Origin of the sequence: Streptomyces sp. NPDC050388, from assembly GCF_040655635.1 — a bacterium.
In the GTDB taxonomy this organism is placed as follows: Bacteria; Actinomycetota; Actinomycetes; order Streptomycetales; family Streptomycetaceae; genus Streptomyces.
Map to the genome: position 1 here is coordinate 1 of NZ_JBFAKH010000073.1, position 21103 is coordinate 21103.

General features: G+C 71.7%; 25 protein-coding genes and 1 pseudogene. 15 read left to right on the forward strand and 11 right to left on the reverse strand.

Annotated elements, in window-relative coordinates; all coding sequences use genetic code 11:
* The 5 genes and pseudogenes from AB0I73_RS31200 to AB0I73_RS31220 all read left to right on the forward strand — a co-directional run.
* On the forward strand, window positions 1-118 hold a 118-nt coding region (locus AB0I73_RS31200; RefSeq protein WP_363043052.1), incomplete at its 5' end, for an Hsp20 family protein.
* An 11-nt stretch (window positions 119-129) separates the two neighbouring features.
* The gene (locus AB0I73_RS31205; RefSeq protein WP_363042986.1) at window positions 130-1011 is read left to right on the forward strand and encodes a pyridoxamine 5'-phosphate oxidase family protein; all 882 of its coding nucleotides are present in this window, start codon (window positions 130-132) and stop codon (window positions 1009-1011) included.
* 84 nt (window positions 1012-1095) lie between these two features.
* Entirely contained in the window at window positions 1096-2019 is a 924-nt protein-coding gene (locus AB0I73_RS31210; protein WP_363043054.1) for a nitroreductase family protein, read from the forward strand.
* A gap of 117 nt (window positions 2020-2136) precedes the next feature.
* Window positions 2137-3012, forward strand: coding sequence for a universal stress protein (locus tag AB0I73_RS31215; protein WP_363042988.1), 876 nt, complete (start codon window positions 2137-2139; stop codon window positions 3010-3012).
* 75 nt (window positions 3013-3087) lie between these two features.
* Window positions 3088-3307: pseudogene (locus AB0I73_RS31220) on the forward strand (putative PEP-binding protein); the annotation flags it as partial.
* 118 nt (window positions 3308-3425) lie between these two features.
* Here AB0I73_RS31220 and AB0I73_RS31225 read toward each other — a convergent pair.
* The 5 genes from AB0I73_RS31225 to AB0I73_RS31245 all read right to left on the reverse strand — a co-directional run bounded on the left by AB0I73_RS31225 (window position 3426) and on the right by AB0I73_RS31245 (window position 7274).
* Window positions 3426-4049 (reverse strand): DoxX family membrane protein, encoded by a 624-nt coding sequence (locus AB0I73_RS31225; RefSeq protein WP_363042990.1) that lies wholly within the window; start codon window positions 4047-4049, stop codon window positions 3426-3428.
* Between the two features lie 147 nt (window positions 4050-4196).
* Window positions 4197-4646, reverse strand: coding sequence for a pyridoxamine 5'-phosphate oxidase family protein (locus tag AB0I73_RS31230; RefSeq protein WP_363042992.1), 450 nt, complete (start codon window positions 4644-4646; stop codon window positions 4197-4199).
* Between the two features lie 223 nt (window positions 4647-4869).
* Window positions 4870-5367, reverse strand: coding sequence for a flavodoxin domain-containing protein (locus tag AB0I73_RS31235; protein WP_363042994.1), 498 nt, complete (start codon window positions 5365-5367; stop codon window positions 4870-4872).
* Between the two features lie 67 nt (window positions 5368-5434).
* Window positions 5435-6505 (reverse strand): zinc-dependent alcohol dehydrogenase family protein, encoded by a 1071-nt coding sequence (locus tag AB0I73_RS31240; RefSeq protein ID WP_363042996.1) that lies wholly within the window; start codon window positions 6503-6505, stop codon window positions 5435-5437.
* A gap of 181 nt (window positions 6506-6686) precedes the next feature.
* Complete coding sequence (locus AB0I73_RS31245) at window positions 6687-7274, reverse strand: rhodanese-like domain-containing protein (RefSeq protein ID WP_363042998.1); 588 nt, start codon at window positions 7272-7274, stop codon at window positions 6687-6689.
* Between the two features lie 82 nt (window positions 7275-7356).
* Between AB0I73_RS31245 and AB0I73_RS31250 the strand changes: the two genes are divergently transcribed.
* Window positions 7357-7644: a metal-sensitive transcriptional regulator gene (locus AB0I73_RS31250; protein WP_363043000.1), complete on the forward strand. Its 288-nt coding sequence runs from the start codon at window positions 7357-7359 to the stop codon at window positions 7642-7644.
* 51 nt (window positions 7645-7695) lie between these two features.
* Here the strand turns inward: AB0I73_RS31250 and AB0I73_RS31255 are convergent, their stop codons facing one another.
* From AB0I73_RS31255 to AB0I73_RS31265, 3 genes are all read right to left on the reverse strand, one after another.
* Window positions 7696-8445 carry a sulfite exporter TauE/SafE family protein gene (locus AB0I73_RS31255; RefSeq protein WP_363043002.1) on the reverse strand — a complete coding sequence of 250 codons (750 nt, stop codon included), beginning with the start codon at window positions 8443-8445 and terminating at the stop codon, window positions 7696-7698.
* Window positions 8442-8606, reverse strand: coding sequence for a hypothetical protein (locus AB0I73_RS31260; protein WP_363043004.1), 165 nt, complete (start codon window positions 8604-8606; stop codon window positions 8442-8444). Before AB0I73_RS31260 ends, AB0I73_RS31255 begins: the two co-directional genes overlap by 4 nt.
* 82 nt (window positions 8607-8688) lie before the next feature.
* On the reverse strand, window positions 8689-10056 hold the full coding sequence (locus AB0I73_RS31265) for an MBL fold metallo-hydrolase (protein WP_363043006.1): 1368 nt from the start codon (window positions 10054-10056) through the stop codon (window positions 8689-8691).
* Window positions 10057-10337: 281 nt separating this feature from the next.
* Between AB0I73_RS31265 and AB0I73_RS31270 the strand changes: the two genes are divergently transcribed.
* The 6 genes from AB0I73_RS31270 to AB0I73_RS31295 all read left to right on the forward strand — a co-directional run bounded on the left by AB0I73_RS31270 (window position 10338) and on the right by AB0I73_RS31295 (window position 16314).
* The gene (locus tag AB0I73_RS31270) at window positions 10338-10781 is read left to right on the forward strand and encodes a hypothetical protein (protein ID WP_363043008.1); all 444 of its coding nucleotides are present in this window, start codon (window positions 10338-10340) and stop codon (window positions 10779-10781) included.
* Window positions 10782-10889: 108 nt separating this feature from the next.
* Window positions 10890-11546: a DUF3105 domain-containing protein gene (locus AB0I73_RS31275; protein ID WP_363043010.1), complete on the forward strand. Its 657-nt coding sequence runs from the start codon at window positions 10890-10892 to the stop codon at window positions 11544-11546.
* Window positions 11547-11677: 131 nt separating this feature from the next.
* Complete coding sequence (locus AB0I73_RS31280; RefSeq protein WP_363043056.1) at window positions 11678-12235, forward strand: DUF305 domain-containing protein; 558 nt, start codon at window positions 11678-11680, stop codon at window positions 12233-12235.
* Window positions 12236-12443: 208 nt separating this feature from the next.
* Window positions 12444-14126 carry a hypothetical protein gene (locus AB0I73_RS31285; RefSeq protein WP_363043012.1) on the forward strand — a complete coding sequence of 561 codons (1683 nt, stop codon included), beginning with the start codon at window positions 12444-12446 and terminating at the stop codon, window positions 14124-14126.
* A 102-nt stretch (window positions 14127-14228) separates the two neighbouring features.
* The gene (locus AB0I73_RS31290) at window positions 14229-14354 is read left to right on the forward strand and encodes a hypothetical protein (RefSeq protein WP_363043014.1); all 126 of its coding nucleotides are present in this window, start codon (window positions 14229-14231) and stop codon (window positions 14352-14354) included.
* 217 nt (window positions 14355-14571) lie between these two features.
* On the forward strand, window positions 14572-16314 hold the full coding sequence (locus AB0I73_RS31295; protein WP_363043016.1) for a VanW family protein: 1743 nt from the start codon (window positions 14572-14574) through the stop codon (window positions 16312-16314).
* A 224-nt stretch (window positions 16315-16538) separates the two neighbouring features.
* Here AB0I73_RS31295 and AB0I73_RS31300 read toward each other — a convergent pair whose 3' ends face one another.
* Window positions 16539-16823: a hypothetical protein gene (locus AB0I73_RS31300; protein ID WP_363043018.1), complete on the reverse strand. Its 285-nt coding sequence runs from the start codon at window positions 16821-16823 to the stop codon at window positions 16539-16541.
* 801 nt (window positions 16824-17624) lie between these two features.
* On the opposite strand from AB0I73_RS31300, the gene AB0I73_RS31305 reads away from it, so the two are divergent.
* Window positions 17625-18395, forward strand: coding sequence for an aminoglycoside adenylyltransferase family protein (locus AB0I73_RS31305; protein WP_363043020.1), 771 nt, complete (start codon window positions 17625-17627; stop codon window positions 18393-18395).
* A gap of 195 nt (window positions 18396-18590) precedes the next feature.
* On the opposite strand, the gene AB0I73_RS31310 is transcribed toward AB0I73_RS31305, so the two are convergent.
* The gene (locus AB0I73_RS31310; protein ID WP_363043058.1) at window positions 18591-19076 is read right to left on the reverse strand and encodes a DoxX family membrane protein; all 486 of its coding nucleotides are present in this window, start codon (window positions 19074-19076) and stop codon (window positions 18591-18593) included.
* A gap of 234 nt (window positions 19077-19310) precedes the next feature.
* Window positions 19311-20063 (reverse strand): transcriptional regulator, encoded by a 753-nt coding sequence (locus AB0I73_RS31315; protein ID WP_363043022.1) that lies wholly within the window; start codon window positions 20061-20063, stop codon window positions 19311-19313.
* A gap of 120 nt (window positions 20064-20183) precedes the next feature.
* Here AB0I73_RS31315 and AB0I73_RS31320 point away from each other — a divergent pair, with 120 nt between their 5' ends.
* A complete protein-coding gene (locus AB0I73_RS31320; RefSeq protein ID WP_363043024.1) occupies window positions 20184-20408 on the forward strand; it encodes a hypothetical protein in 225 nt (74 codons plus the stop codon).
* Between the two features lies 1 nt (window position 20409).
* Window positions 20410-21066, forward strand: a complete 657-nt coding sequence (gene folE, locus AB0I73_RS31325; RefSeq protein WP_363043026.1) for a GTP cyclohydrolase I FolE — start codon at window positions 20410-20412, stop codon at window positions 21064-21066.
* Window positions 21067-21103 lie beyond the last annotated feature (37 nt).

Consider the following 21103-nt stretch of genomic DNA (forward strand, 5'->3'; position numbering starts at 1 on the left):
TCTGCCTCCGAACGTCGACACCGAGCACATCACCGCGGAGCTGACCGGCGGAGTCCTCACGGTGCGCGTCCCCAAGACCCAGGAGGCCAAGCCGCGTCGTATCGAGATCATGGGTTGAGGGCGGCGATCATGCGAGCTCACCTCGGCGATCAACTTGTCATCGAAGGCCCGGCGACCGGCGCCACCCGGCGCGACGGCGAGATCGTCGGACTCCACCACGAGGACGGCACCCCTCCCTACGACGTGCGCTGGTCGGACACGCAGGAGGTGACCCTCGTCTTCCCCGGCCCCGACGCCCACATCAAGCACCTCGGACACGAACCCGAGACCGATACCGGGGCCGGCGCGCCCCCGCCCGCCGGCCCGCCCGACCCCGGCGACATCGGCCGGCGGGTGGCCACCGAACGCACCCGACGGGGCCTGAGCCGGGGAGAGACGGCCCGCCGCGCCAGGATGGCGCCGGACTACCTCGCCTATCTCGAGGAACACCCGGCCGATCCGAGCCTGGCGACCCTCATCCGGCTGGCTGCGGCGCTGGGCACCAGCGTCCAGGCACTGCGCGGGAGTGGCGTCGATCTGCCACCCGGCCGGGGCACGGCGCTGCTGCACCCCGAGCTGCGGGACCTCGGACCGGAGGAGTGCCGTGCCCTGCTGTCCACGCACGGTGTGGGGCGCATCGCGGTGGCCACACCCGAAGGGCCGGCGGTGGTCCCGGTGAACTACGAGGTCGTCGACGACGCGATCGCCTTCCGGACCGCTCCCGACTCCGTGCCCGCGGCCGCCGTGGGATCGGACGTCGCGTTCGAGGTCGACCATGTGGACGAGGCCATGAGCCGGGGCTGGAGCGTGCTCGCCGTCGGCCCCGCACGGGTGGCCACCGAGCCCGACGAGGTGCGGCGGCTGACCGAACGCGCCCACACCGCGCCGTGGGCCGGGGGTGAGCGCGAGATGTGGGTGTCGATCCGGCCCACCCGCCTGACCGGACGCCGCATCACCCCGGCCGGAGAGTGAGCAGGAGGCCCTCCTGTGAATCAGCAGACCCTGCCGGACGAGCGGGCGGCGGCCCTTGCGCACGACGCCGCCGCCGCCCCGTCCATGCACAACGCACAGCCGTGGCACTTCCGCTACTTCCGGGGCAGCCGTACCTTCCAGGTGCGCGCGGACCTCGACCGCGTCCTGCCGCACGTCGACCCGGACAACCGTGCCCTGCACCTCGGCGGCGGCGCCGCCCTGCTGAATCTGCGGGTCGCGCTGGCCCACGAGGGATGGCACCCGGCAGTCCGGCTGCTGCCCGACCCGGCCGACCCCGCGCTGCTCGCCGCCGTACGGCTGACCGCTCCCGGGAGCAGTCGAAGCGATCTCCCCGCGCTGTACCCGGCGATCCACCAGCGGCACAGCAGCCGTTTCCCGTTCGAGGAGACCGAGATCCCCCAGGAGCTGCGCACGGCCCTGGCCGACGCCGCCCGCAGTGAGGGAGCGACGCTGACCTTCCCGTCCTCCTGGCACCTGCAACAGGTGCTGGAACTGCTGGAGGAGGCCGAGGCACGCAATCTCACGGACCGGGGCAGCGGCCAGGACCTGGCGGAGTGGACCCGTATCGACGCTCCGGCGGGGAACACGGCCCCGGACGGAGTGCCCGACTACGCCTTCGGGCCGCGCAAGCACGGCGGCAAGGCGCCCATGCGCGACTTCGCCGGAAGCAGGCCGGTGCCCGGCCGCGGCACCGCCGAGTTCGAACGGACCCCCCAGCTGGCCGTCCTCAGCACCTCCCGCGACCACCCGGAGGACTGGCTGCGCGCCGGCCAGGCCATGGAACGGGTCCTGCTGCTGGCCACCCTCGAGGGCCTGTCCAGTTCCTTCGCCACTCAGGCCCTGGAGTGGAGTGACCTGCGCTGGCCGCTGCGCGACCCCGTGTCCGGGACCGGGCACATCCAGATCGTGCTGCGCCTGGGATACGGCCCCAAGGGCCCCAGCACCCCGCGACGCCCGGTGCCGGACGTCCTCGACATCCACCCCTGAGCCGCCGCGGGCCCCCGGGCACCGGTGGTGCGGTCCGCATGTCGCGGCGGGCCACGGGCAGTGCGACGGTACGGGGACGGGGTCTGTCGGTGGCCACGTAGGAAAGTGAGGGAACCGATGCAACTCCCGCTGGTCGTGGGCGTCGACGGATCGGATTCCAGCCTTCAGGCACTGGACTGGGCGGTGGACGAAGCGGCACGCCGGGGGTTGCCGGTGCGCCTGGTCCATGCCTCCCTGTGGGAGCGCTACGAGGCGGCCCGCCCCTCCCTCAGGACCGATCGCCCCGTCGAGGAGGTCACGGCGGAGCACATCATCGCGTCCGGCATCGAACGTGCCCGACTCCGCGATCCCGAGGTGAAGGTGTCGGGCGACGTGCAGCCCGACGATGCCGTGTCCGCGCTGCTGCAGGCGGGAAGCGAGTCATACGCCTTGGTCACGGGCTCACGCGGACGTGGCGGAATAGCCGGGCTGCTGCTGGGATCGGTCAGCCTCACCGTGGCGGCCCGTGCCGTGTGCCCGGTGATCGTGGTCCGTGGTGCGGAACAGAACCGACAGGGCCGCTTCGGGCGGGTGGTGGTGGGGGTCGGCGACCCGGCCACGAGCACGGGTGTCGTACGGTTCGCCTTCCGTGCGGCCGAGGCCCGCGGCTCCGCCCTCGACGCCGTACGGGCCTGGCGCAGCCCGGCTCACGAGCACGTGGACCATCCCCTCCTCGTCGATGACGCCGCCGGTGCCCACGAGGAGCGCGCCACGACCGACCTCACCGACGCACTGGACCAGGCGATGCGGGAGCACCCCGAGGTCGAGGTGCGGCGCAGGCCGGTGGAAGGCCACGCCCACCGGGTCCTGTTGCACGCATCGGCCGAAGCCGACCTGATCGTCGTCGGCGCTCTGCGGCGCCACGGCCACTTCGGTCTGCAACTCGGCCGCGTCGCCCACGCCCTGCTGCACTACTCCACGTGCCCGGTCGCCGTCGTCCCCCGGCAGACCTGAGCCCCGTCGTGCGGGCGCCACGCGGGCGCGTGTCGTGAAGGGAGAGGAGCGAAGGCGACCGACCTCGACGATGCGGGGCGCCTGGTGAGGCTCTCCGTCGCCGAGGGCCGCGCAGCCCGGCCCGAGCTGAAGAACGGCGTCTGCGGCGAACACGGCGGCGCCCCGGAGCCGGTGCGCTTTCTTCCACACCGCCGGCCTCGACCACGTCTCGTGCTCCCCGTTCCGTGTCCCGGTGGCCCGCCTGGAGGCCGGGCGGACCGCGCTCCTCGGGACCGGGGTCAGCGACAGCAGGTGACCGGAGGCCCTCGGGCCCGGTCGCGCGGAGCCTCACCGTACGGCGTCGGCGGGGACACGGACGAGGGGGCACCCCCGCCGACGAGCGGAGGTGCCCCGGTCCGACGATTCCGCGGCCGTCAGAGCAGCCAGCGGTTGCGGCTGACGAAGGGGAGCCGCGCCCAGACCTTGCCCAGTCCCCAGGTGGCGCCGGCACCCGCGGCGGCGAGCGCGGCGAGGACCACGGCGTAGACCAGGTGGTAGTCGGCGAACGGGTTCGTCGACATGCTCGGCGACCCGTCCGACAGGTGTTGGGCCGGCGGCCATTCCGCGACCCACATCAGCGCCATCATGACGGTGCCCGCGACCGCGGCGAGCCGCAGGCCGACGCCCGCGATCAGCGCGAGGCCGACGCCGAGCAGACCGAGCATGAACAGCCAGTCGGCCCAGGCGGCCCCGGCCCAGGCGTGGAAGGTGGACTCCATCGGCCCGACGGCGACGCCGTTGAGGAATCCCTCGGTCGGCGACCCGCCGTCGATCCACCCCTTGCCGGAGGGGGTCGCGTAGCCGAGGCCGAACGTCTTGTCCAGGAACGCCCACAGGAAGACGAAACCCGTCAGCAGGCGGAGCCCGGCGAGCACGTACGCGCGGGTCTCGGTCGCCGCCGCGGTCGCCGGCTCGGCGGACACGGGAGCCGTCCCGGCCCGGTGCGGGGACGGGAAGCGGAATCCCGGACGCCGGTGGGGGTGGTCGTGAACTGCCATGGTGCTCATCCCTTCCAGAGGGTGGCGCAGGAGGTGGACGACTCTCGTTGCTCCTTCAATGTCCCGCGCCGCCGACGTCCTCCGGAGGGGCTGAAGGGCCCGGCGGGCGGGCCGAACGTCCCACGGTACTGGGCCAGTTGGCGGCCGTCAGCCGTCCTTTGCCGCCAGGCTCACCCCGTACAGGGTGCGTCCGCCGACGAGTTCACGCCCGGTGACCAGCTCGGGCTCGATACGGACGAAGACCTCCCGCGCCGCGGGCGCCCAGGAGACCGGACCGGTGCGGGACAGGCGCGCGTGCTCGGCCGGGTCGGTCACCACCGCGGCCGGGCCCGTGACGACCACGCTCCAGCCGGCCTGCCGGGCCGCATCGACGTCGTCGGCCTCGAAGGCGACCACCGCGCCGTCGATCGCGCGGACCAGTTCCGAGGCCTCTGCGGTACGCAGCAGCACCGCACCGTCGGCGTCCAGGCAGAAGTTGACCGGCAGCACGGCGGGCAGAGCCAGGCGCGTGAAGACGATGCGGCCGACGGGCACCTCGGCCATCAGCCGCAGGCACTCCTGCCGACCGAGTTCACGGAAACCGTCATGGGGGTACATCGTCAGCCCGTCCTCCTCCTGGTACAGCGGGTACTGCGCCTTTCACGCCTTCTGCGTCTTCCACCCTGAGCGGGACGAGGCTGGAAGGTGAGGGCCGACAGTCCCCCTTCACACCGGAAAACGGCCTGGTGGCAGCGCGGCGACAGGGAGTCGGCACAGGTACCACGGCGACCCCGGTGCCGGGCACCGGGGTCTGGGTCGGGCACAGTCCTCCAGCCCGCTCTCAGGTGTGCGTCAGATCGTCGGCGACATGCGCCGCCCACGTCTGGATCGCCGTGAAGTCGCGGAAGTCCCCGCCCTTCCCGTCACGGAGGATCATCCGGGCGACCCATCCCTTCGCGCCCTCCTCGAGACAACCACCGAAGGTGACGTGCTCCCTGGCGTCGATTTCGGCGACGGCCTTCTTCACACCGGGCACGGGCGGGATGTCCCGTTCCGAGGCCGTGGCGTCCAACGGGCCGCTGCTGAACAGCCACACCGGGCGCTTCGCCAGGTCGCGGCGGTACCGGCGGACGAACCGACGGGCGTCCTTGTGCCAGCGTCCGGCGTACAGCCCACCGCCGACCACCACGGCGTCGTACGACGTCACACTCACGACGGACCGGGCGGGCAGGGTCTCGACCGTCAACCCGCCCTTCCGCAGGACGTCGGCGACGGTTTCGGCGATCCGTGCCGTCGATCCGTTCGTGGTCCCGTAGGTAACCAACACGGTGCCGGTCATGGCGTTTCACCTCCTCCCACAGCCGGCGCGGCCAGTCGCCGGCCACGCCGTGTCGGGCTGCCGGCTGTCAGGTCGTCCGCGTGGCCACGACGTCATGCCGTGGTTCGCCGAGCACGACCTTGAGGGCGCCGGTCTCGGCGGCGTTGCCGAAAACGTCGTAGGCCTCCTCCATCTGGTCCAGGGAGAAGGTGTGAGTGACCAGTTGCGAGGTCGGAAGCCTGCCGGCGGACGCCATCCGCAGCAGCGTCGGTGTGGAACGGGTGTCGACCAGGCCCGTGGTGATGGTCACGTTCTTGATCCACAGGTCTTCCAGATGCAGTGTCGCGGGCTTGCCGTGCACGCCGACGTTGGCCACGTGCCCGCCGGGCCGGACCATGCGCGTGCACATCTCGAAGGTCTCCGGCACACCGACCGCCTCGATGACGACGTCCGCGCCGAGCCCGTCCGTGAGGTCGGTGATCAGTTGCTCGGGGGCTTCCCGCGCGTCGGCCACGGCATCGGCGCCGAGGCTCCTGGCGGCCTCGAGCCGGGCGTCGGCCAGGTCGACCGCGACGATCCGCTCGGGTGCGAAAAGCCGGGCGGTGGCAATGGCCGCCAGCCCGATGGGGCCGGCCCCGACGACCACGACGGTGTCCCCGGGCCTCACCCTTCCGTTGAGCACGCCCACCTCGTAGGCGGTGGGGAAGATGTCGGCCAGCAGCACGGCGTCCTGACCGGCCAGAGCTCCGGGCAGCGGGTGTACGGACAGGTCGGCGTACGGCACACGGACGTACTCGGCCTGGGTTCCGTCGATCAGGTGCCCGAGGATCCAGCCCCCGCCGTCCCGGCACTGGCCGTACATGCCCTCGCGGCAGTACCGGCACCGTCCGCAGGCGCTGATGCAGGAGACCAGCACCCGGTCCCCGGGGCGCACCGTGCGCACGTCGCTTCCCGCCTCGACGATCTCGCCGACCGCCTCGTGCCCCAGCACGGTGCCGGGCTGCACCTCGGGCACGTCCCCCTTGAGGATGTGCAGGTCCGTTCCGCAGATGGTCACGGCGTCGACCCGGACGATCGCGTCGGTGGGTTCCTTGATGCCGGGGTCCGGGACTTCTTCCCAGGAAGCCTGTCCGGGACCGTGGAAGACGTAGCCCTTCATGACGGTCCTCGCTCTCTTGCTCGCCGGTGGGGTGAGGAACCCGGCGGCGCGCCGTCGGCCAAGTGTGTGCCGAGCACCGGCGCAATGCCGGGGTCCCGCACCTCCAGTCTGTTCGACGACTGGGACATCCGCTTGGGCCGACCGGTCCCTCGGGGCGGCCGGCCCAAGCGGCCCGGCGGGCTCAGCGGCCGCGCAGGGCGGCGAGCGCGGCGTCGAGGTCGGCCGCGCGGGGGCGGTTGTGGGGCAGCTTGGCCAGCACGACCGCCATGCCGCAGGTGTCGGTGAGCGCGGAGAAGACCAGGCCGCCCGCCACCCCGGCCGAGAGGAGCTGGAACGCCGGGTGCACGAGCAGGCCGAGCACGAGACCGAGGAGCACCAGGGTGCCGGCCGTGAAACGGACCTGGCGCTCCATGCTCCATCCGGCCGGGGTGGCGCAGGCGGCGGGACGGTGCAGATCGTGGCCCTCGGCGGCCCAGGCGCCGGTGCCTCCGACGAGCGTGGCGGCGGGGACGCCCTGTTCGGCCAGCATTGTGCAGGCGTTCTTGGAGCGGGCCCCGGAGGCGCACACGAGAAGGACGTCTCCCCGCTCGGCGGCGTGCCGGATCTCGGGCAGGGCGCGCCGGACCTGGTCCAGGGGGATGTTCAGGGCGCCGGGCAGATGGCCGGAGGCGTACTCGGCGGGCGTGCGCACGTCGATGACGGTGAGTTCGTCGAGGCGGGCCCGGGCCTGGTCGGTGCCGAGGGTGACCGGGGTGAGGGGGCTGGTCATGTCAGGTGTGATCCTTGGTGGTCGACGTGGTCCCGAATCGGGACGTACAGTACCCCTAGGGGTATTGCTACGAGGAGTGGTCGTGGAACTGGAGCTCGAGGGTGCGGCTCTGAAGGCCGTGCTGAACCGGCTGCGCCGGGCGCAGGGTCAGATCTCCGGGGTGATCCGGATGATCGAGGAGGGGCGCGACTGCGAGGAGGTCGTCACGCAGCTCGCCGCGGCCTCCCGCGCGCTCGACCGGGCCGGCTTCGCGATCATCGCGACGGGTCTGCAGCAGTGCGTGGTGGACATGGAGTCCGGTCGTAAGAACGGGGAGGACACCGAGCAGATGCGCGCCCGGCTGGAGAAGCTGTTCCTGTCCCTGGCATAAGGGCTCGCCTTCCCGGCGCAGGACTCGCCGGGGTGCATGGGCCGCGGCGCGTCACGTCATCACCGCGTCGAGCAGCATGAGGGCGGCCACGGTCAACAGCACCATGGCGAAGATCCGCTGGAGTGTGCCTCCGGAGACCTTCGCGGCCAGCCGCTTCCCGTCCCACGCGCCGAGGATCGCCGCTCCGGCGAAAGGTCCGACGACCGCCCAGTCCAACGTGTCGAGCGTGCCGGTGCGCATCGCCAGCGCGGCCAGGGAGTTGACGGTGACGACCAACAGGCTGGTGCCCACCGCCTCACGCATACGCAGGCCGAGCACTCCCACCAGCGCCGGTACGGCGAGGAAGCCGCCCCCGACGCCGAGCACGCCGGTGACGGCGCCGAGCCCGGCGCCGGCCGCCGCCGCGCGGCCCGGCCGGACCGGCACGACGGTGTCCGCGAGCGGCCGGGCCCGCAGCATGCGCAGCGCGGCCGCTGCCGCCACCGCGGCGAACGCCGCCGTCAGCGCCGTCTCCGGAAGGCGTCCGGCGAGCGCACCGCCCAGCATCGCCGGGCCGATCCCGGCCGCCGCGAACAGCATCCCCGTCCACCACCGCACCCGGCCGTCACGGGCGTGCGCGGGCAATGCGGCGACCGAGGTGAACGCGACGATGACCAGACTCGCGGTGGCGGCCTCGACCGGGGTGGAGCCGAGCAGGTAGATCAGGGCCGGGACGGCCAGCACGCTGCCACCGCCTCCGAGCGCACCGAGTGCCAAACCGATCACGGCCCCGGCCACCAGGGCGAGGACGAGAGCGCTCACGTGAGGACGCCGTTCGTGCTGCGCGGGTCCGCCACCGTCAGCCCCGCCGCGGCCCGGGCGGCCGTCGTGGACAACGGCGGGTGGACGGCTCGGGGAGCGTGCTCCGCCTGCCGCACGGTCACGCGGTCCGGGCCGCTGCGGCCTCGCCGGAAGATACTCATGTCGGTTTCCTGCTCCTGTGTTTCCCATGCCGGCGCGAAGGGCCGGCGCGGCCCGCTGCGGCGTCCGTGCCGTCAGCCGCCGTCAGCCCTTGCGGACGGTGAGTCCGGCCCGCCCGGCCGCGTCGAAGGAGTCGTCCACGGCGACGACGTCGCGCCCCGCGGCATCCAGAAGGGAGGCGGCGACGGCGGCACGCATACCGCCCGCGCAGTGCACCCACACCTCGCCCTCGGGAACCTCGTCGAGGCGCCTGTGCAAGGTGTGGATCGGAATGTGCACCGAGCCCCGGACGTGTCCGTCTGCCCGCTCCGCATCACGCCGGACATCGAGGACGACGACGCCCTCCGCGGGGTACCGGCCGGCGAGGTCGGCGAAGGTCGCCCGCGGGAAGGAGGCCGGCTCCTCGCCCTCTCGCACCCAGTCGGCCGGCCCTCCGGTGGCCGCGGCGGCCGGACGGTCGATGCCCACTCGGACCAACTCACGCTGGGCGAGGGCGAGTTGCTCGGACGATTCGGCGAGCAGTGTGACGGGCTTGCCCCAGGGGATCAGCCAGGCCAGATAGGTGGCGAGCTGCCCTTCGGCCTCGAAGTTGAACGAGCCGGAGACGTGTCCGTCGGCGAAGGCGACGCGGTTGCGCAGGTCCACCACCCACTCCCCCGCCGCCAGCCGGGCGGCGATCTCCTCGGCGTCGGCGAGGGCGGGCCGGGTCAGGTCGACGGGCGCGGGGCCCTTGGCGTTGACCGGTCCCATGTGCGCATAGTAGGCGGGGATGTCCTCCAGACCGGCCAGCAGGTCGGCGACGAAGGTGTCCACGTCCCGGGTGAGGGCCTCGTTGGAGGCCTTCTCCTTGCCGATCGTCGTGCTGTCGCCCTCGGCCTGGGTGGACGAGCAGAAGCTGCCGAAGCCGTGCGTGGGGAGTACCGCCGTCTCCTCGGGCAGTTCGGCGGCGAGCCGGCGCACGGAGGCGTGCTGTGCCCGGGCCAGGTGCTCGGTCAGGCGCGGCTCCACGAGGTCCGGGCGTCCGACGGTGCCGATCAGCAGCGAGCCGCCGGTGAAGACCGCGCGTGCCGTGCCGTTCTCCTCCAGCACGTAGGAGGTGTGGTGCGGGGTGTGGCCGGGCGTGGCCAGGGCGCGCAGGGTCAGACCGGCAGCGGCGTCGATGTCCGCGTGGTCGCCGTCGTGCACCGGTACGCGCGTGAAGGCGACACGGGCCCCGGCGGGCACGAGGTAGGCGGCGCCCGTGATCCGGGCCAGCTCCGGACCACCGGTGACGTAGTCGTTGTGGAGGTGCGTCTCGACGACGTGCGAGATCCGCACCCCGCGCCGCACGGCCGCCGCGATCACCCGGTCGACGTCGCGCGGCGGGTCGACCGCCACCGACGCCCGCTCGCCTCCCGCCAGATAACCGCGGTTGCCGAGCCCCTGCACCTCGATCGTGTCGACGAAGAACACGAGGTACTCCCTTCAGCGAAGAATTACCCCTGGGGGTATGTCATCGACAGTAACACAGGTACCCCCGGGGGTATTTCCGAGAGGGGGGCAAACCCTGCGCACACGCCTCACGGGTACCTCGCGCACGGCCCGCACACCTCGAGAGCGGCCGCAGCGCCGACCGTTCTCACCACGGGGCATCCCGCACCTCCGTCCGCCCGATCCGCACAAACGGGCACGATCACTGACAGTCCGGGACCGGCCGCCAGGTCTCCCGCAGGGACCGCCTAACATCACCCTTGATGAGGAGCTGTGCGCAGTCGGCGCAGGACAGAGGACACGGCCCGCGGTGGACGGTTCGCACCGCGGTCCTCTGCCCTGCCCTTGCCGTCCTGCTCGCCGCCCTGGTGGTGTGCCTGGGGTACGCGGGGCACAGTGGCGCCGAGGACGACGCCGCTCCCCCGACCGCCCTGTCCGCGGGCAGGACGGTGGCGGCGGGGGCCCCGGCCGAGCACCCCGTCATGTCCCTCGTCCGGCAGGGCGACTGTTCCCCCGGCGCTCCCTGCTGTTCCCCCGTCGTCCACGACGTACCGGTCGTACTCGGCGCGCCCGCGCAGACTCCGCCCCTGGTCCTGACCCGCATGCCGGGCTTCCCGTGTCCGGAGCGGCACCCAGCGGTCCTCGCACAGCCCCCGCCGGTGCACAGCGCTCCCGACCTCCACGTCCTCCAGGTGCAACGGACCTGACGGTGCCCCGCCGCGCCCCGCGCTCACGTTCGCGCAGGTGCCGAGCGGTATCCGTCCATCACACCCCTGCACCCACCGCCGAACGGCGGGAGAAGGGCTCACTCAGTCATGAGCAAGACCAGCAAGAAGGAAGCCGCGGCTGCCCGCAAGGCCCGCGTCGAAGAGATGCGTCGCGTCGAGAGAGCGCAGGAGCGTCGTCGCCGCATCATCACCATCACGCTCAGCACGGTCATCGTCGCGGGGCTGGTCGGGTGGGGCGGGTACGCCCTCGACAGCGCCGACGAGAAGAGCGAGCAGCAGGCGGCCGAGGCGAAGAAGCCCGTACAGGGTGAGAAGACCTGGGAGGCGGAGAAGCTCACCCGGAACCACGTCCAGGGCGCCGTGAAGTACGCGATGAGCCCACCGGTCGGCGGCGACCACAGCCAGGCGTGGATGACCTGCGAGGGCACCGTCTACACCGAGGCGATACCGAACGAGAACGCCGTCCACTCCCTCGAGCACGGCGCAGTCTGGGTCACCTACAACGACAAGGCCGCCGACGCCGACATCAAGGCTCTCGGGGACAAGGTCTCCAGGACCCCGTACAGCCTGATGAGCCCGGTCACGGACCAGTCCGGAGCGATCATGCTGTCGGCCTGGGGGCGCCAGCTCACCGTGGACAAGGCATCGGATCCGCGGATCGACCAGTTCTTCACCAAGTACGTCCAGGGCCCCCAGACCCCTGAGCCGGGCGCCGCCTGCTCGGGCGGCTTGATGGCGTCATGACCGGCACGCTCATGGCGGAACGGGCCACGGATCCGGGAGAGGCACCCGGCCCGCGGCCCGGCCTCGCCCGCTGGCTGACCGTCGGCGCGGCGGCCCTCGTCGCCGTGGTCGTGGCCCTGTCGGTCCTGACCATGGTGAGCAGGGAGAACGAGCGGACGGTCGGCGTTCCGGCTGCGGACTCCGCCGATGCGGGCTTCGCTCGCGACATGGCCGTCCACCACCAGCAGGCGGTGGAGATGTCGTACATCGTCCGTGACCGTACGGCCGACGAGGACATCCGGCGTCTCGCGTACGACATCGCGCAGACTCAGGCCAACCAGCGCGGCATGATGCTCGGCTGGCTCGATCTGTGGGAGCTGCCGAAGATCTCGCCCGACGGGTACATGGCGTGGATGCACGGTGACCACGAGAACCACGAGTCGAAGGACGGGTCCCTGATGCCGGGCATGGCCACGGCCGCGGAACTCGACCGGCTCGGTGAGCTCGAGGACGATCAGGCGGAGATCCTCTACCTCCAGCTCATGATCGACCACCACATCAGCGGCGTCGACATGGCCCGCGCCTGTGTCTCGCGGTGCGAGGTGGACACCGAGCAGAGGCTGGCGCAGAGCATGGTCGAGGGCCAGCAGTCGGAGGTGGAGTTGATGACCGCCTTGCTGAGGGAGCGCGGGGCCGCGCCCCGGAAGTGATTCCTCTCCGGTCGGGTGCCGCCCAGCGGCGGCACCCGACCGCATGCGCGGCGGCGGCTCCCGCACCGGAGTCCGGTGGACCGACGATCCGGGCCGGGGACAGGGCACGCCCGGGTGAAATTTCCGTTTCGCAGCGACTGGTCGGCCGGTTTCCCCGATGATGGGGACCGCCCGGGACAACGGAGCAGGCAACGCTGGGAGTACGCACATGACGGTGGAAGCCGGTACGCAGCAGGAGCGCGTCACGGGGAGGGTGTGGGCGGTGCGCCTGGACCCCCACGGCCGCCCCTCCGCCGGCACGGTCCGGCTCTCCTGCTCCCGCCCGGCCTGTGCCGACCAGCACTTCTCCAGCACTCCCGCAGGACGCAAGGCCGCGGTCGAACACGTCAACATGCATCTGGCCCGCATCCGGGCGGACGGCGGGCCGCGCGGCGAGGCATGGTGCGGCTGCCGCGCCGCCGACTGTGCGTGGCACACCTCCGACGTCCTCACCGGCAGGCGTGACGGGGCGCGACCGGTGGAGGGGACGGTGCGCTGCGGGGGCCCGGTGGTCCTGATGGTGCACGCGAACCGTGCCGGGCGGCTGTGGCGCATCGCGGAAACGTGCGTGCGCTGCGCGGCCGCCATTCCCGACTGCCGCATTCTGGACACCGCCCCGGCGCCACGCCCCGCCCCGGCCCCGATCGGGGCGGTACGGGAAGCGGCGGGAAAGCCGGAGACGGGCCGGGAGCCGACGGGCGGGAATGTGGCGGCGGTGTTCTCCGACCACGCCCCCTCCCCTCTGCCCCCTTCTGCCCCTGTTTCTATTTCTGCTTCTGCTTCTGCTTCTGCTTCTGCCGACGCTTCTTCCCCGGCCGCCGGACCCGCCGTGACGCCCGGCGCCCGCACCGCCTCACCGGGGGAAGCGCCCCGGCGGGCGAAGCGGTGGGGGAAGATCGCGCAGCGGACCGTGCCGCACGACCTTCAGCCCGACGCACTGCGGGTGGAACTCATCGAACTCGGGGATGCGTTCCGCGCCTATCAGCAGCGCGCCGAGCCCGACCTCGTCGTCCTTGCCGAACTCCACGAGCGCAAGGCTCGTGCGTTCGCCCTATGGGCCGATGTCACCGGCGACGGAACCCTGCGTCATGAGGCGCACCGGGCCCGCAAGGCGGCGCAGACCACCCTCGAGATGCACGAGAACCGGGTCGGCGGGCCCATCGGCACGGCGAGCGGGAACGGCCCGGTGGTGGAACGGCTGCTGACCCGGCAACAGGCAGTGCACGCCCGTACCGTGCTGGGCTACGTCCAGGACCACGCCCCGTACCCCGAGGCCGAGGTGCATCTCGCGGTGCTCCTGCTCACCCTGCGGGCCGCGCGCGCCGGCAGCGGGAACATCACCGGACAAGACCTCACCGCCTGGTTGCAGGGCGATGCCGAGCGAGTGCTGGAACAGCTGGTCGCCGCCGACTGGCTGCGCCTGCCCGGTACCGTCACCGAGGCGCTGGCCTCCCGGCCCGAGGGCCCCACCGCGGTCACCGTCCCCACGCTGCTGCCCGAACAGCCCCGCCCGTTCGTCTTCGGCAAGACCACCCGCTCGAAGATCTCCGGTTGGGCCCAGAAAGCCGTGGGCGACCGGAAGATCCGCAAGAAGAAACTGGGCGCCGCCACCCGGCTCCTCGCCCTGTACAGCGCCGCCCACACCCGCCCCGACGGCCGCCTCGGACACGCTGAGGACGACGGACTGGAACTGGACGAGGCCGCCGCGTTCTGCGCCCTGCGGCCCGAGGAAATCACCGGGCACGTCGAACTGCTGATCGCCGCCGACTGGCTCGCCGAAGCCGACACCGCCGGAGGAAGGCTGCGCGGACAACTCACCGAGCGAGTCCTGCCGTTGGCAGGACTGCTTTGACGTGCTCCCCGCCCTGAAAGGGCGAGGATTCCGGCCTGGGTCGTCCGACCCTTCCGGAGGCTTCCGCGGGCCCGCCAGCGGAAGGGACGGCCCGCGGGGTCCGTGAGGACCAGGAAGCAGTCGGGTCCGGCTGGGGTTCCGGACGTGGGCGCCCCGGGGCAGCAGCCGGGCTTCGGCTTCGGCTTCGGCGAAGTCATCGATGTCGAAGTCGAGGCGCTGAAGGACTGAGGCAGGGACGGCCCGAAGTGGCCGCCCGCCCGTGGAGAGGAGCCGGGCGCCGAGCATGCCGGACGCCGTTGCGCTCGTCACTCAGACCGCTGAGCGGGGGCGCCCGGTGCGACCCGGGACATACCCTTGGCGCCCGGTTGTCCGTAGCTTGGCCGACTGCTCTCGCACACAGCGACGAGACATCGGGTGTACGCTACATCGATCGCTCAGGAGACCCATGCACCCCCGAATACCCTCCGTCCTTCGAAAAGCCTCGTTCCCGCCCGTCGCCCTGGCGGGCGGTGCGCTGACCGTCGGCATCGGCGGCCTGTACCTCGCCGGGCTGCTGCTCACCGGCGGTGAGATCGAGGCGGGTACGACGGTGCGCGGTCTGGACATCGGGGGCCTGACCCGTGAGGAAGCCGCCCGGAAGCTGGAGCAGCACCTGGCGGCGGCCGGCCCGCGGACGCTGGCAGTGCAGGTCGGCGACCGCAGGGGCACGATCGACCCGCGGCAGGCGGGACTCACCTTCGACATCCGGGAGACCCTTGACCGGGCGGTGTCCACCGGCGCCGATCCGGTCAGCGTGATCGGCGGACTGTTCCGCTCGGGCGGTGACATCGAACCGGTCGTGCGGATCGACGAGGACAAGGCCCGTGCCACCCTCGGGAAGCTGGCGAAGACGCTCGACCAGAAGGCCCGAGACGGCGCCGTCTCCTTCGCCGACGGACGTGTCGAGCAGGTCACCCCGCGCATCGGGTACGCGCTGGACGTGGACGCCGCGACCGGTGCCCTGCGCACCCCCTTCCTGCGCGGCGCGGCGGACTCGGTCACGGTGCTGCCCGCACGCGAGACCAGGCCGAAGGTCACGGCGGAAGAGGTACGGCGGGCCGTGCGCGAGTTCGCGCAGCCGGCGATGTCGGCACCGGTCACGCTCACCGCGGACGGCAAACGGTTCACGATCACCCCGGCCGTGCTGAGTGAGTACCTGACGATGCGGCCGGACGACACCGGCAGGCTCACCCCGAAGCTCGACAGCAAGGGTCTGCGCGCCGCCCCCGCGGTGGCCGGTGCCCTGAACGGCCTCCCCACCACGCCCCGGAACGCCCGGCTGGGGCTCGAGGGCGAGAAGGTCGTGGTGGCCGCCGACGCCAGACCCGGTGTGAAGGTCACCGACAAGGCCCTGAGCAAGGCCGTCCTGCCCCTGCTCACCGAGTCGGGCGCCGCCCGCACCGGTGAGGTGGCCACACAGCAGATCCAGCCGGAGGTCACCCGCGAGAACGCGGCACGTCTGGGGCTGACGGAGAAGATGTCCTCCTTCACCGTCGCCTTCGAGCCGGCCGCCTACCGCACGACGAACATCGGCCGGGCCGTGGAACTCATCAACGGCTCCGTCGTCATGCCGGACGAGACCTGGAGCTTCAACCGGACCGTCGGCGAGCGCACCCGGGCCAACGGGTTCGTCGACGGCATCATGATCTTCGACGACCAGTACATCAAGGCGTCCGGCGGCGGTGTCTCCGCCGTGGCCACGACCGTCTTCAACGCGATGTTCTTCGCCGGGGTCAAGCCCGTCGAGTACGGCGCCCACTCCTTCTACATCGAGCGCTACCCCGAGGGCCGTGAGGCGACGGTCGCCTGGGGCAGCCTCGACCTGAGGTTCGCCAACGACTCCGGCAAGGCCCTCTACATCCAGGCCGAGTCCACAGACACCTCGGTGACCATCACCTTCCTCGGCACGAAGAAGTACGACGAGATCACGTCGGTCAAGGGGCCGCGCACCAACGTGCAGCCGCCGGCGAAGAAGGTGAGCACCGCTGAGAAGTGCGTGCCGCAGACCCCGCTCGAGGGCTTCGACGTCACCGTGGAGCGGGTCTTCCACGACGACGGCCGGGAAGTGAGGCGGGAACCGTTCCGCACGCACTACACCCCACGTGACGAGGTCACCTGCGCAGATACGCCGAACGAGCGTCAGCCCTGAGGACATCCCCGCCGGGGTGACAGCGACAAGCCGCCGTACCACGGCCTCGGCCGACAGGTCTCCCGTTCACCACGACCGTGCGGCTCACGACCGCCGGACAGACTGCGGCGCACCCGCAGGAGGAACACCGTCGAAACCGAACGCCGGGACGGGCCCCGCCCTCCCCGTCACATCCGCTCCTCACTCCCCGTCACGGGGAACCCGGAAGGCCGGTCCGGACGCTGCTACGCGGAAGCCAGCACCTCTCCGGCCGTGACCTGGGGAGGGTTGGGGAGCAGGGACGCAAGGTTGTCCCGCACGAAGTCCGCCGCCCTCGAGCTCGATTCCTCGGCACCGGCCCGGTCCTGGAAGACACTGGTCGAGACCATCACTCCGTCCCCGGCATCGACCCAGTAGTAGGCCACGAAGCCGGAGACCTGGCGCATGAGCGGCACGAAGCCCTCGTTCACGAGGCGTCCCGCCTCGGCCGGATCGGTCACCCCTTCGTACCGCCGGACTGCTGCGTACATCGCCAAACTCCTCGCGGGGTTCTGGGTTCGTCCTCTGCTGAGACCTCCTACCCCTACGGCAACCGCCTGGCTCATGAGGCGTCCGGCCATCACCTGAAGGGGCCCCCTCAGGTGGTCCGAACGGCGGCTTCCGGCCCGGACACACGGCCCTGCACACGGGCCCCCTCGCAGTTGTGTGCTCGTCGTGTCCGCACAGCATCCGCATGGGCTTGATCCGCTTTGACGGACGTCCCGGACCAGGGGCTCCGGCCCCGGAAGGGTGATGTCCCCCGTGGAGAACATGGGGAAGAGGAAGCCGCTTCCTCGCCGCTCGTTCACGCCGGAGTGCAAAGCCAGGACCGTTGAGGGCGGAGGTGATGGCACGGGTGCCGCACCCGGCCGGCGCCACCACCCGGACCTGCGGGAACGCACACCGTTCGGTGCGGTGCGTCCGGGGATGCCCGAAGTGCGCGGCGTTCTCCTCGCTGTCCGGTACGTCGAAGACCGTGCCGTCGATGGCCATCACTCGCCACCGACGGTGGAAGGCGCCCGGCTCCGGCTCCGTCGCCAACGACCGGGCGATCTCGGCGAACAGGGTCTTCAGGGCAGGGGCAAGCGCCGCAGTACGGGCGAACGCGACTTCGTCGCGCTGATCGACGGCACCCACCAGTTCCTCAAGGCGCCGATCGTGCCGGTGTGGGGCCGCCTGAACGCCCGCGTGTCCCCGGAACCGGCCTCGCCCTGGACATCCCCGCATCGCCCTGAACGGACGACATCAGATAATGCCGTGCAGTCCGCCGGACGACGGGAGACGCTGATGCGGTGCATCAGGTTCAGGAGATCGTGGGGCTGGTCGGCGGTGTGCTGGGCCGAGACGTCATCGGCACCTACCTCCACGGCTCCTCCGTGCTCGGCGGCCTCAGGCCGGCCAGCGACGTGGACGTGCTGGTCGTCTCCCGGCGGCGAATGGACGAGCAGGACCGACGGACACTCCTCGGTGGGCTGCTCCGGATCTCCGGCTCCCGGAGCAAGGCCCGCCCGGTCGAGGTCACCGTGGTCGTCCAGTCCGAGGTGCGGCCGTGGCGGTACCCGCCGACCTGCGACTTCCTCTACGGCGAGTGGCTGCGTGCCGAGTACGAGGCCGGGGAGGTCCCCCGGCCGGAGCCGATGTCCGATCTGGCCCTGCTGATCACCATGGCGCGGGCCGGCGACCACCCCCTCGCCGGCCCGCGCCCGGCACAGGTCCTCGACCCGGTCCCGCGGGCCGACCTGGTCCGGGCGAGCCTGGCGGGTGTCCCCGGCCTGCTCGACGACCTGGACAGCGACACCCGCAACGTCCTGCTGACCTTCGCCCGCATCTGGACCACGCTCGCCACTGGCCGGATCAAGTCGAAGGACGCCGCTGCCGACTGGGCCCTCGCCCGGCTCCCGCCCGAGCACCGCGCCCCCCTCGACCACGCCAGGCGTCTCTATCTCAACTGCCCCTACTCCAAAGAGAGCTGGAGCGATGCGTTGCAGGCGCAGGTGCGTCCGCATGTGGACCGCGTGCTCGCTGAGATCGACCGGCTGCGCACCCGAATTCCGCGGATGTGAGGGCCGCTGTCTCAAGTCCCGGATGTCAAACCTGGCGGTGGTCCACCTGCGCCCTGCCGGGCCCTCCAGCAGGGAATGAGCGGCCCGGCGGCGACGGCGTCGCACACCGCACGCGACCAGGCTGGTCCAGTACCCGCCGCAAGGCGCCCGGCCCTCGACGGCGCGCAGCGAGAGCCGCGGGTGGGCGCTTCGCGCCTACAGGGCGAGCATGATCGCGGCGGCGACGCCGCCCAGGCCGAGGGCGAAAGCTGCCTCTTTCCAGCCGCCCTTGCCCCAGCGGAACGGGCGGTCGGCAGCCAGCCGGCCCGGACCGTTGGCAGCGACGGCCAGGGCGACGACAGCGATACAGACGCTGTATTCCACGCCGCCGTCCGTCTCCCACAGGCCGTGGGCGCCGGTGACCGTGGCCATCGCATTGATCATGACGCCGATCAGGGCGGCAGCCGCCAGCGGCGTCAGCAGGCCGAGGGCCAGACCGAGGCCACCGAGCAACTCGGACATGCCCCCGATCACGGCGAAGAGCCCTCCCGGGTGGTAGCCCAGGGCCGCGAACCCCTTGCCGGTCGCCGTCAGGCCCTGGCCCCCGAAGAGTCCGAAGATTTTCTGAGCCCCGTGTGCGGCCATCAGCAGGCCGAAGGTCAGCCTGATGAGCAGCAGGCCGAAGTCGGCGGCGGTCATCATGGGCGCGGTGGTGCGATGCGCCACCGGTTTCGTGGAAAGGACAGGAGGATTCAAGACGCGCTTGGTCAACATGGCAATGCTCCGGTTGAACGCCAGAACGGGCGTTTTCCCCAGCTCGGCCGGAGGCCGAGCGACCGGTGACGTGCGCTCCGCGCAGCATCGTGGAGCGCCCCCTCCGTCGGGGGCAGCGTCGTGCTGGGCGGCGGCCCGCGGGGGCAGGTGGTCGGCGTCGCGTCAGCGGTCCTGGAGCACCTGGTCATCGCGATCGGTGTCGTTCGGGCCCAGTCGCACGCAGCATTCGCCGGGCTCGGGGGCCAGGACGGCCTGGACCCCGTTGACCTGCAGGCCGGTGAGGTAGCCGCTGAGGAAGGCCTGGTTCATGCCGCACACCAGGTCGGGGGCCTTCGCGGCCAGCGGATGGAACGGGCAGTTGCGCAGCCGGAGCCGGGTCGGGCCTTCCCGGACGGGCTCGTAGCCGTACCCGTCCAGCAGTCGCTCACAGGCGGTCAGCCCCCGCTCGGGGCCCAAGCGCCCTGGACGGATTTCCTCCCGTGCGGCTTCACCCATCTGCCGGCCGCGCTGTTCGGCGGTCCGCATCGCCGCCTGCGCGGCATTTTCGTCGGCCTCCTCGGTCAGGACGGCGTCCAGGAGAAGGTCCGCCAGGAGTTCGTGGCGCCGGTCGGGGATGCTCACGGTGATCTGGGCATCGGTGGGCTCGTACACCTTCGGCCGCCTGCCGACCTTGCGGATCCCGCCGGGCGTCTCGTACCGGGCGCGCAGCAGGCCGGCGTCGACGAGCTTGTCGAGGTGGAAGGCGGCGAGCTTGCGGGACACGCCGACGCTGACGGCGGCCTCGTCGCGGGTGACGGCGCGGCCCGCACGGCGGACGAAGGTGAACATGCGCCGCCGTGAGTCCTCGCGCAGGACGCTGACGGAGTCGATGGCACTGACGGCCGCATCGGTCTGTGCTGTCTGATCGGAAGCCACAAGACCACGGTAACGCCCATCTGCGTGGGCGCAAGTGTTCTCATAACCCTTTGTCCTGCCTATCTTGACGCCCCTCCCCAATAAGACCAAACTTTATTGGTGGAATTAAAGGAGGCTGCGATGACCGATGAGGCACAGTTTCAGGCGAAGCGTCCGGTCAGCGCTTCGCTCGCCGGTCCGTACGGCCACCCGTTCCACCCGATCCTGGTCACGGTGCCGATCGGTGCCCTGTTGGCAGCGACGGTCGGATTCCTCGGCCTGTTCACGATCCCCGGCCGGACTCCGGCCTTTCGCACCGCCCTCGTCCTGGTTCTGCTCACCGCCCTCGGCATCGGAGGCACCTGAGATGACCGAGCACCCGCCTCACGTCACCGCCCGGACAGCCCTGCACGACGAGGAAGACACGGCACCGGCACGGCCCGCCCTGCGGGTCGTCCACGAGCCCGGAGGTGTCGACCTGGCCGCCGCCGAAGAAGCGGCCTGCCAGTTCCTCAACGCCCTGGGCATCTCCACCGCATCCGAGAGTCTGCGCGGAACGCCGGGCCGGATGGCCCGCGCGTATGGCGAGCTGTTCAGCCCGCGCCCCTTCGACCTGACCACCTTCGCCAACGACGAGGGCTATGACGAGCTCGTCCTGGCGCGCCGCATACCCGTCCGGTCGGTGTGCGAGCACCATCTGCTGCCGTTCGTCGGTACCGCCCACGTCGGCTACCTGCCCGGGGCCCGCATCCTGGGGCTGTCCAAGCTGGCTCGTGTCGTCGAGTACTTCGCCTGTCGCCCGCAGGTCCAAGAACGCCTGACCAAGCAGGTCGCCGACTGGCTGCAGACCCACCTGGAACCCAAAGGGGTCGGCGTGGTGATCGAAGCCGAGCACTCCTGCATGACCCTGCGCGGCGTCCAGGCCACCGGCTCCACCACCATGACTTCCACCCTGCTCGGCCTGCTCCGGTCCGACGCACGCTCCCGCAGCGAATTCCTCGCCCTGACCGGTGCCACCTCCTGACGCACCGCACGCAGCCCGCCCCGCCGTCGGAGGGCCA